The 10,523-nt window shown below is 60.8% G+C and carries 9 protein-coding genes; 3 read left to right on the forward strand and 6 right to left on the reverse strand.

Features of this window, described 5'->3' with window-relative positions:
• Positions 1–22: 22 nt before the first annotated feature.
• The 6 genes from PMI23_RS11790 to PMI23_RS11815 form a co-directional block, all read right to left on the reverse strand.
• The gene (locus PMI23_RS11790; RefSeq protein ID WP_007914155.1) at positions 23–2,452 is read right to left on the reverse strand and encodes a TonB-dependent siderophore receptor; all 2,430 of its coding nucleotides are present in this window, start codon (positions 2,450–2,452) and stop codon (positions 23–25) included.
• Between the two features lie 206 nt (positions 2,453–2,658).
• Positions 2,659–3,648 (reverse strand): FecR family protein, encoded by a 990-nt coding sequence (locus tag PMI23_RS11795; RefSeq protein ID WP_007914157.1) that lies wholly within the window; start codon positions 3,646–3,648, stop codon positions 2,659–2,661.
• Positions 3,645–4,211 carry an RNA polymerase sigma factor gene (locus tag PMI23_RS11800; RefSeq protein WP_007914159.1) on the reverse strand — a complete coding sequence of 189 codons (567 nt, stop codon included), beginning with the start codon at positions 4,209–4,211 and terminating at the stop codon, positions 3,645–3,647. The genes PMI23_RS11795 and PMI23_RS11800 overlap by 4 nt, the downstream gene beginning before the upstream one ends.
• A gap of 1 nt (position 4,212) precedes the next feature.
• Complete coding sequence (locus PMI23_RS11805; protein WP_007914161.1) at positions 4,213–4,539, reverse strand: DUF3325 domain-containing protein; 327 nt, start codon at positions 4,537–4,539, stop codon at positions 4,213–4,215.
• On the reverse strand, positions 4,539–6,125 hold the full coding sequence (locus PMI23_RS11810) for a PepSY-associated TM helix domain-containing protein (RefSeq protein ID WP_007914163.1): 1,587 nt from the start codon (positions 6,123–6,125) through the stop codon (positions 4,539–4,541). Before PMI23_RS11810 ends, PMI23_RS11805 begins: the two co-directional genes overlap by 1 nt.
• Complete coding sequence (locus PMI23_RS11815) at positions 6,122–6,427, reverse strand: DUF3649 domain-containing protein (RefSeq protein WP_007914165.1); 306 nt, start codon at positions 6,425–6,427, stop codon at positions 6,122–6,124. The genes PMI23_RS11810 and PMI23_RS11815 overlap by 4 nt, the downstream gene beginning before the upstream one ends.
• A 190-nt stretch (positions 6,428–6,617) precedes the next feature.
• Between PMI23_RS11815 and PMI23_RS11820 the strand changes: the two genes are divergently transcribed.
• From PMI23_RS11820 to fecA, 3 genes are all read left to right on the forward strand, one after another.
• The gene (locus tag PMI23_RS11820) at positions 6,618–7,106 is read left to right on the forward strand and encodes a sigma-70 family RNA polymerase sigma factor (RefSeq protein ID WP_007914173.1); all 489 of its coding nucleotides are present in this window, start codon (positions 6,618–6,620) and stop codon (positions 7,104–7,106) included.
• Entirely contained in the window at positions 7,103–8,035 is a 933-nt protein-coding gene (locus PMI23_RS11825) for a DUF4880 domain-containing protein (protein WP_007914175.1), read from the forward strand. The genes PMI23_RS11820 and PMI23_RS11825 overlap by 4 nt, the downstream gene beginning before the upstream one ends.
• 144 nt (positions 8,036–8,179) lie before the next feature.
• Positions 8,180–10,513, forward strand: a complete 2,334-nt coding sequence (fecA, locus tag PMI23_RS11830; RefSeq protein WP_007914177.1) for a TonB-dependent Fe(3+) dicitrate receptor FecA — start codon at positions 8,180–8,182, stop codon at positions 10,511–10,513.
• Positions 10,514–10,523 lie beyond the last annotated feature (10 nt).

The raw sequence follows: 10,523 nt of genomic DNA on the forward strand, positions 1-10,523 counted from the left end.
GTGAGGGGCTTTTGATCTTGCCTTAAAACTCCAAAGTGCTAGACAGCGAAACCTGCCGCGCATCCCCCATCGACACAAAGAACCGGCTCGCCGCCGAGGTGTAATACGTGCGATCAAACAGGTTCTTCACATTCAGCTGAAACTTGACCTTCTGCCCCTCAACCCTGGTGTCGTACGTGGCAAACGCATCGGCCACGGTATAACTCGGCAGATCAAAATCATTCACCGCGTTACCCGCACGTTCCCCGACATAACGCGCCCCGGCACCGACGCGCAATTGATCGCCACCGATCACGCTGCCGAAGTCATACACCGCCGACAACGAACCAGAATTCTTCGCCACGTTTTGCAGGCGCTTGCCTTTGTAGTCCGGGTCTTCGGTGACTTCGGCATCGGTGTAGGCGTAGCTGCCGATCATGCTCCAGTGATCACTCAACTGCCCGGTCAAATCCATTTCCAGACCCCGCGAACGCACCTCGCCGGCCGCGCTGTAAATCGTCGTCGGGCCTTCAGAGTTGGCCACCAGCACGTTGCGCTTCTTGATGTCGAACAACGCGATGTTACCGGTCACCCGCCCCGGCATGTCCAGGCGCGCGCCCAGTTCCCAAGACTTGGCTTCTTCCGGCGCGATACTGCCGTCGAGCACGGTGCTGCTGCCGCTCAGCGGGGCGATGGTCGAGTTGGGTTTGAACGATTCGGTGTAGCTGCCGTAGAACGACAAGGCGTCGGTGTAGCGATACACCAGACCTGCGCGCGGGACGAACTTCTGGCCGTTGCTGTCGGTGTTGGCCTTGAACGGCACGCCTTTGCCGGCGTACTGGTCGTATTCCTGGAAACGCCCGCCGGCGACCAGAATCCACTGGTCGTTGAGGTGAATCGAGTCCTGCATGAACACCGAATCACTGCGCAGTTCATCGGTCTGCGCGCTGTCGGGGGCGCTGACGGTTGTACCGGCGACTTCGCGGCCGTACACCGGATTGAGGTAGCTGAAGGTGGTCAGGCTTTTCTGCCGGATCAAGTCCTCGCGGTAGATCTTGCGGTACTCGTCATCAACGCCGAACACCAGATCATGCTGCATGCCCAGCACTTTGACCTTGCCTTCAAGACTGGCGGTGGTGAAACGGTCAGTGCTGATCGCGTTCTGTGTGCCGTCCATGCTGCGGGTCAGCGTGCCCTTGTTGGTGTCGATGGCCGTCACGCGGACTTGGCTGGCGTCGTAGGTTTCGCGGTTCCAGCTGTAGCCGAAGTGCGCTTTCCAGTCGTCGTTGAGCTCGTGATCAGCTTCAAAGTGATACAGGTCCGAGCGGCCTTCCATGTTGTTGAACGGCTCGTCCAGACGCTCCTTGCGCGAGATATCCAGCGGGTGATTGGTGCGTGGATCGATCAGCGTGCCACGGTCGAACGGCGTGAGAAATTCGCGATGCTCGTAGGCAAACAGCAGCTTGGTGCTCTCGCCAAACCAGGCCAGCGACGGCGCGATCAGGGTTTCACGATGGGTGCCGAAGTTGCGCCAGTAATCCTCGTCTTCGTGGTCGAGCACCATGCGATAGGCCAGCCCGGAATCGCCCAACGGGCCGGTGCTGTCGAAGGTGCCGCCGCTGCCGTTCTTGCCGTCGCCGTAAGTCGAACCGCGCAAGGTCAGGGCGTTGTATTGCGTCAGTTCAGGCTTCTTGCTGACCAGGTTGACCACGCCGCCGGGGTCTTGAATGCCGTACAGCAACGAGGCCGGGCCTTTGAGCACTTCGACGCGATCCACCGTGGCGTTCATGCCACGCCCCTGCACGATCGGCATGCCGTCGCGCATGATCGAGCCGTTACGGTTGTCACCGAAACCGCGGGTCATCACCGAATCCTGAGTGCTGCCCAAGGTGTTGCCCTGGGTGATGCCGCTGACATTGGCCAGCGCGTCATCCAGATTGCGCGGCGCCTGATCGCGGATGACTTGCGCCGGGATGACGTTGACGGTCTGCGGGATTTCCTGCAACGACGCCGAAGAGCGCATCACCGAACTGGTTTCCGGCGGCTGGTAGCTCATCGATTCGTCGCGCCTCGAAGTGATGGTCGTGGCGCCGAGGTTCAACGCGCCTTCGGTGGGTTTCGGCTCCAGCGCCAGCGTGTGGCTATCGGTGCGGCGGAAGTTCAGGCCAGAGCCACTGAGCAGTCGTTGCAGCGCTTGCTCGGCACTCATCTGGCCATTGACTGCTGGCGCCGTGAGGCCGTACGGCGCTTCGTCGGTGTAGACCACGCTCTGCCCGGTGACGCGGCTGAAGTCGCTCAAGGCTTGCGGCAGCGGCTTGGCAGCCAGGGAAAAACTGAACTGCTTTTGCGCCTGGCTGCTGGTAGTTTCAGCGGCCAGAGACACGCTTATCGGCAGCAATGCCAATGCCGAAAAACTCAATGCCGACACGCCCAACCACTGTTTGACCGAACCCGATTTTGCCCTGGACTTCATGACTCAATGACCTGTGTAGAACCGCAACGGATGCGAATGAATCGCAGTTTCAGTCACTACACGGATGGGGCAGATGTTTACCTCACCAACATTTGAAAATTATTTTTTGTGGTGTTCGATCGGGCGCCATCGCGAGCAGGCTCACTCCTACATTTGGAATGCGTTCCCCTGTAGGAGTGAGCCTGCTCGCGATGGCTTTAGCCGCCTCAACGCAAAATAATCAGATGCCCCAACACCTGATGCTGCTCAAACCCCATCACTCCTTGCAGAGAACTCAACACCGCCTGCGGATCCTTGCTCGGAAAACTGCCACTGACCTTGCGCGCCGCCAGCTCATCGTTGAGCAACACTATTCGCCCGGGGTAATAACGGCGCAGATCCTCGACCACATCGGCCAGCGTCGACTTGTAATAAGTCAGCCAACCCTGACGCCAGGCCAGTTGCGCTTCGCTGTCCACAGCGTGAAGCTTTTGCGCCGAGCCTTCGCCGTAAGCAACCTGCTGACCAGCGGTGAGAATCTGCTGTTCGCCGTCGCGATCCGCCGTCACGCCAACGCGCCCGGACAACACCGTGACCTGCGCACCGTGAGGCTGCAGTCGCACTTCGAATTGCGTGCCGAGCACTCGCGCCTGACCTTTCTCGGCCTCGACCACAAACGGCTCGCCGGTGTGCGTAACCGTGAAAAATCCGGCACCACGACGCAGCTGGACATGCCGCTCGCCACGGCTGAAATCCACAGCAATCGCACTGTCGCCATCCAGCGTTACTTGCGATTGATCGGCCAGTGTCACGGTGCGAATTTCACCCGGCGCCGAAACGTAATCGGCGCCCAGATCATCGATCCAGCGCTGCGGCTGCCAGCCGGTGCCGAGGCTGACCATCAACAACAGACACGCCGCCATCGCCAGCGCCCCCGACCATCGCAACAGCGCTGGACGACGCGGGCGATCCATCGCATCGAGATAGCCCTGCAACGCCACAGCCTCTTCATCGGCCAGCGTGCGCGCCGGGCTTTCGCTCAATTCCCAGAGCACTTGCGCCTGCGCATACGCTTCGGCATGCGCCGGATCAGCGCGCAGCCATTGGCTGAAGGTCAATTGATCGCCGGCACTCGGCCGATCATGCAACAGGCTCAGCCAGGCAAACGCGGCCTGCTCTTGCGCGGGCGTGGGGATGACGGAGTCGGATGGCTTCACGGTGCTTTCCCTGGCAGGCGTGGCGCGGGTTCGCGCAGGCTGGCCTTGCAGGCCTCGAGGGCGCGCATCATATGTTTTTCCACGGCACTTTGGGACAGGCCCATGGCTTTGGCGATGTCCGAATATTTGCGACCGTGGATGCGATTGAGCAAAAAGATTTGCCGGGTGCGCTCGGGCAAGGCGCGCAACGCCGCTTCGACATGCTTCAGATCATTGCCCGCTTCCAGCGCCGCTTGCGGTTCGCTGCCGTGGCTGTCCGGCGCCTCCGGTTGCCAGCCTTCGTTGACGCGCGTGCGTGTGCCTTCGCTGCGCAGATGATCGATGGCGATGTTGCCGGCGCAGCGCAGCAGATAGGTGCTGAGTTCTTCGACCTGCACCAGCGGTCGCCGCCAGAAACGCAGAAACAGATCTTGGACCAGATCCGCCGCCGTCGCCCGGCAACCGACGCGCCGGTTCACCAGCGCTTCCATTTGCGAACGCTGGGACAGGAACACCTGAAGAAAATGCGCACGCGCCCCACGCGGCTCGTCGTCGCGGGATTCCGGTGGCAGATCGATCAGCACTTCAGCACTGCGCCCATGCGGCGACCGGGCTGGCCAGCAGACTGAACCCGGCCAGCGCCAATGCGAAACGCGGGCGATACGGCAGCAACAATACCAACGCCAGGGCACTGAGCATCAGCACGGCGAACCAGTCGACCAGACCGAAGCTCCAGCCATTGGCCTTCACCGCCGCCCAAAGCGACAAACACAGCAATAACCATCCGCCGACTTTCAGGCCCTGGCGGCGACGCGTGGACGGTTTGTGACCGAGCAATTCATCGTGGTGACGAGGCATCGACAGGCACAACGCGGTGAATCCGGTGTAGGTGAGCAACAAGGGCAAGAGCATCAGTTCGCCCCTTGTTCAAGGGTGATCGGCCGGGCCTGTTCGCGGCGGGGCTTTTTAATGCTGACGGTGTTGCCAGCACGCTGCATTTTCCACGCGGCCCACGCCAGAAACACACCGGTTGCGAGGCACGTCAGATCAAAACCGGCCAACGCCCAGTCACCCCGCATCAACGCGACACCGAGATTCCAAGGGGTGGTCAGCGCATTGATCAGCGGCACCGCAACAAACAGCGCAGCACCGAAAACAAGCTGCTCAACCCAGGCTTTGCGCCCCGGTCGCAACATCGCGTGCAGCACACTCAATCCCCAGGCCATGAAGAACGCGTTCACCTCCCAATCTGCGCGCCCGGCAAGACTCACCGGCAACAGACGATTGGCCAGAAAGAATACCGCGACCGCCGACACCAGCCCGGCCATGCTGGCGATATTCAGCACTTCCACCAGCCGCAATTCGAACGGCATCACGCCGCTCTTGGCGTGTTTGAGTTGACGCTTGCCGAGCCAGATGACAAGCCCGGTGCCAATCATTGCCGTGCCGGCCAGCCCGCAGATGAAGTACAGCCAGCGCAAGACCGGCCCGGCGAAGTGGCCCATGTGCAAACCATAGAACGCGCCACCCACCGCCATCGCCAGCGGCTGGTCCGGTGTGCTGCCGAGCATCTGCCCGGTCACACCGTTGAAGGTCACGGCGCGGCCGAAATCATGCACCACACGGTCGCCGGCACGGGACAGCACCACCGTCGCATTGGCATCACCCGGATTGCTCACGGAAAGGCGCGCCGTGTGGCCGCCCGACCATTGCTCGCGGGCCTTGCTCAACAGCGGCGCCACGGCCGCCAACGGCGCAGCGATAGCGGCGCGCTCGGGTGTTTTCGAGGCCGGGAAAACCTCGTCATAAAACGTGCGCACGTCACTGCCGTAAGACGCAACGATGCTCGCCGGCATGACCATCGACATGAAAATCACCAGGCTGCTGTAGGTGATCATCAGGTGAAACGGCAACACCAGCACACCCACCGCGTTATGCCCGTCGAGCCAGGAGCGCTGGCCCTTGCGCGGGCGGAAGGTGAAGAAGTCCTTGAAGATTTTTTTGTGGGTGATGATCCCGGTGATCAGCGCAACGAACATCACCATCGCGGCAATGGTCGCCAGCCAACGGCCCCACGGATAAGGCATTTGCAACTGGAAGTGGAAACGGTAGAAGAACTCGCCGCCCATGCTGTCGCGGCCCTGCACTTCTGCGCCGGTTTGCGCATCAAGGGTTTTCGATTCGAAGCGCCCGCGCTCGCCGGGCTTCGCCGGCGCGGCCTGCCAGCGCACGGTAAGACCGGGATCACGGGCATCTGGCAGATCGATCAGCCAACGTGAGGCGCCAGCCGCGTGTTGCTGCAGATAATCCTGGGCCAGCGCCAGGCTGGTCTCGGCACTCACCGATCGCGCAGGGATTTCCGGCTGCATCCAGTGGCTGATTTCATCTTTGAAATACGCCAGCGTCCCGGTCAGGAAAATCGCGAACAGCAACCAGCCGAACAGCAGCCCGGCCCAGGTGTGCAGCCAGGCCATCGCCTGACGAAAGCCCTCTTTCATGCCAGGCCCAATCCGCGTGCCGCGCCAGAGACAGTTGCCAGAATCACACTCGGTACCAGCAAACCGACCCAGGCCGACCATGCCGTACGACAGGCAAAACACCAGAGCACCGCCACCAGGTAGACCAGAAAGGAAATGGTCATGCCGGTCACCACCGCTTCGGCACGGCTCAGCGGCAGCCACAGTGTCAGGGTGACACTGGCCAGCGCCGCAAAGAGATAACCGCCAAACACCGCGGCCAACACCCGTGAGGTGACGGCCAGACGATAGGACATGGGAAGTGTGGCGAGTTTGCCTTTCATGTTTCGACCCTGAAACGAAAAACGTCCGGCCGATCAGCCGAACCTACAGGCGAGCAATATTAATGATAAATATTCTCATACGCAAAAGCATCTGATTGCCGGTTGAGCGCTTCACCCCCTACAATGCGAACAGTTCTTGTTCTCTAACGCACACTCTCTACCGCGTCAAGAAAGCGCCCGGAGTTCACCGTTGTCGTCCGCCCATCCCGTCGAATCGCTCTATCAGGCCCATCACGGCTGGCTCACAGGCTGGTTGCGGCGCAAACTCGGTTGCCCGGACAGCGCGGCAGACCTGGCGCAGGACACGTTCATCAAGGTGCTGACCGCCCGCGAGCCGCCGGTGATCATCGAACCGCGCGCCTTTCTCACAACGTTGGCCAAGCGCGTCCTGTTCAATCATTACCGCCGTCAGGATGTCGAACGCGCTTACCTCGACACCCTGGCGCAGATGCCGGACATGGTCGCGCCGTCGGAAGAAGACAAGGCGATCATCCTGCAAACCCTGATGGAGCTGGATGAGTTGCTCGACGGTTTGCCGCGTCAGGTCAAACGCGCATTTCTACTGGCGCAGGTGGATGGCCTGACTTATCCACAGATTGCCGCCGAACTCGGCATTTCCGTGGCCACGGTCAAACGTCATCTGAACAAAGCGGCAATGCGCTGCTACTTCGCGCTATGAACCGCACACCGGACTTCTCCTCTCAGGTGGCGGAACAGGCCGTGCACTGGTTGATGGAAATGCAGCAAGGCGCGCTCTCCCCGCGCCAGCAACACGCCTGGCAACAATGGCTGGAGGCGCACAGCGAACACCGGCGGGCGTGGGAGCATATTCAACGAGTCAATCAGCGTCTGCGCGGCGTGTCTTCACCACTGGCGCATGCGGCATTGAACGGGGCGAAGTCCGGCAGTCGTCGTCAGGCACTGAAACTGTTGCTGATTCTTGGCGCGGGCTCAGCCGTCACGTGGGGCATGCGCGAGCACAATCCACTGCCGTCGTTCCTCGCCGACTACCGCAGCCCGATCGGGCAACGGCGCAAGGTGGCGCTTGGTGCCGGCGATCAGTTGCAACTCAATACCGCCAGTGCCGCCGATGTCGATGCCTCGGCGCGACTGATACGCTTGCTCGAAGGCGAAATCCTCCTGACGGCCAAGCAATCGTTCGAAGTGCGCACCGCTCAGGGCATTCTTGAAACTCACGGCGCACGTCTCAATGTGCGCCAGTTTGCCGATCGCACGCAGGTTGCCTTGTTCGAAGGTCGCGTCGAACTGAGCAGCAATGGGCGCGCGCCGATGCTGTTGCCGCTTGCACGGCAACTGAGTTTCACCTCGACCTCCGTCAGCGCAGCCAAACCGTTGGATGCCAACAGCGGCGCTTGGGCCGACGGCATGCTGGTGGCCGCGCATATGCGATTGGGCGACTTCCTCGATGAGCTTGGCCGTTACCGTCGCGGCCAACTCAATTGCGCCAAGAACGTCGCCGATCTGTTGATCTCCGGGACGTATCCACTGGACGACAGCGAGCGGATTCTCGATCTGCTGGAAATCAGTTTGCCGGTAAAGGTGAAGCGCTTTACCCGTTACTGGGTGAGCGTCGAAGCGCGGGTTTAAAGCAGCAGAATCAAAAGATCGTCCGAAGGCTCGGGCCGCGATCGGACGATCCTTTGATCTTGAAAAATAAATGAGCCGTTTTTCAGATCTGGCGTGACAGAGAAGGAAAGCCCCCTTGATTCAACCTTCTCAGGATCATCCGACATGCACTCCACCCGCCTCACACCACTGGCTCGCAGCCTGCGCAATCTTGTCCTCGGCGCCAGCCTGAGTTTCAGTGCCCTGCCCGTTGCGATGGCTGCTGAAGCCAAGGCTTATCACATCGCGCCGTCGTCGCTGGAAAACGCTCTCAACCAGTTTGGTCGTGAAGCAGGCGTGTTGATTTCATTCGGTTCGCAAGTCACCAGCGGTGTGCAAAGTCGAGGTCTGGAGGGCAGCTACACGCCCGAACAAGGTTTGAATGCGCTGCTCGAAGGCACCGGCCTGCAAGCGCGCACCGAAGGCAACAACGCGTTCAGCCTGCAACCGGTGGCGGATGCCGCGCTGGAGCTGGACACTTCGAAAGTCGTCGGCGACTGGCTGGGTGACGCCGCGCAAATCAACGTGTTCGAACATCCCGGTGCTCGCGACGTGATCCGCCGCGAAGAGTTCGAACGTCAGGGCGCAACTCAGGCGCGTGATGTGCTTAACCGCATCCCCGGCGTCAATGCCCCGGAAAACAACGGCACCGGCAGCCACGACATGGCGCTGAACTTCGGCATTCGCGGTTTGAATCCTCGCCTGGCCGCGCGCTCGACGGTATTGATGGACGGCATTCCTGTGCCGTTCGCGCCTTATGGCCAACCGCAGCTATCGTTCGCACCAATCAGCATGGGCAACATGGATGCCGTGGACGTGGTACGTGGCGGTGGCGCCGTGCGTTACGGCCCGCAGAACGTCGGCGGCGTGGTCAACTTCGTGACCCGGGCGATTCCCGACGAGCCAACGGTCAAGGGCGGTTTCCAGACGGAAACCAGCCCATCTTCGAGCCATGACGGTTTCAAGACCAGCGCCAACCTGCTGGCCGGCGGCACTAACGCCAATGGCCTCGGTGGCGCGTTGCTCTACTCCGGCACCCGTGGTGGTGACTGGCGCGAACACAGCGACACCGAGATCGACGACCTGATCCTCAAGGGCAAATACCAGCTCGACGAGGCCAACAGCTTCAACGCCATGGCGCAATATTACGAAGGGAAAGCCGACATGCCCGGCGGTCTGAACGTCGCTGATTACGACGCCGATCCGTATCAATCGACGCGTCCGAAAGACCAGTTCTGGGGCCGTCGGACGATGTTCAACTTCGGCTATCGCTATCAGGAAGATCGCCGCGAATTCACCGCCAACACCTTTTTCACCAAGACCTTGCGCAGCGGCTATCTGGATCAGGGCACATTCCTTTCGCTGTCGCCGCGAGAGTATTGGGTTCGCGGCCTGGAAACCCGTTTCGCCCAAGGCTTCGACCTCGGCCCGACCAGCCATGAAGTCGGCGTCGGCTACCGCTATATCAACGAGGCCGGCCACGAGCTGCGCTATCGCACGCCGATCAGCAGTAACGAATACCCGACCACCGCCAGCCGCAACGACCGCGACACCCGTGGCGGCACCGAGGCCAATGCGTTCTTCGTCGACGACCGCATCGACATCGGCAAATGGACGATCACCCCGGGCGTGCGCTACGAGATGATCGAATCGCAGCAGACCAACAACCTGACCAACGTCAAATACAAGGGCGACTACAACACCGCACTGCCGGCGTTGAACGTGCTTTATCACCTGACCGACAGCTGGAATCTGTACGCCAACACCGAAGGCTCGTTCGGCAGTGTGCAATACAGCCAGATGCCCAACCGTGTAACCAGCGGCGAAGTGAAACCGGAGAAGGCGCGCACTTGGGAAGTCGGCACGCGCTATGACAACGGTGCGTTACGCGCGGAGATCGGCGCGTTCCTGATCAACTTCGATAACCAGTACGAAAGCAACCAGACCAACGACTCGGTAATCGCCCGTGGTGAAACCCGCCATCAGGGTATAGAAACTAGCATCAACTACGCGCTGGATGACTTGAGCCCTGCGCTCGCCGGTTTTGATGTCTATGCCAGCTACGCCTACGTTGACGCGACCATCCGCGAAGACGGACCGAACAAGGGCAACCGCGTACCGTTCTCGTCGAAACACAAGGGCACGATTGGCGTCGGTTACACCGAGGGGCCATGGAAGCTGAATCTGGACAGCAGCTTCCAGAGCGATCAGTTCGCCGACAACGCCAACACTTCGAAGGAAAGTGCCGATGGCAGTACCGGGAAGATCCCGGGTTACATGCTGTTCAGCAGCCGCGCGGGGTATGACTTCGGGCCGCAGTTGTCGGATCTGAATGTGGCGGTGGGGGTGAAGAACATCTTCAACACGCAGTACTTCACGCGGTCGTTTGATGACAACAACAAGGGCAAGTATGTCGGGGAACCGCGCACGGTTTATGTGCAGACTTCTGTAGCGTTCTGAGGGTTGAAGA

Origin of the sequence: Pseudomonas sp. GM24, from assembly GCF_000282235.1 — a bacterium.
Classification (GTDB): Bacteria; Pseudomonadota; Gammaproteobacteria; order Pseudomonadales; family Pseudomonadaceae; genus Aquipseudomonas.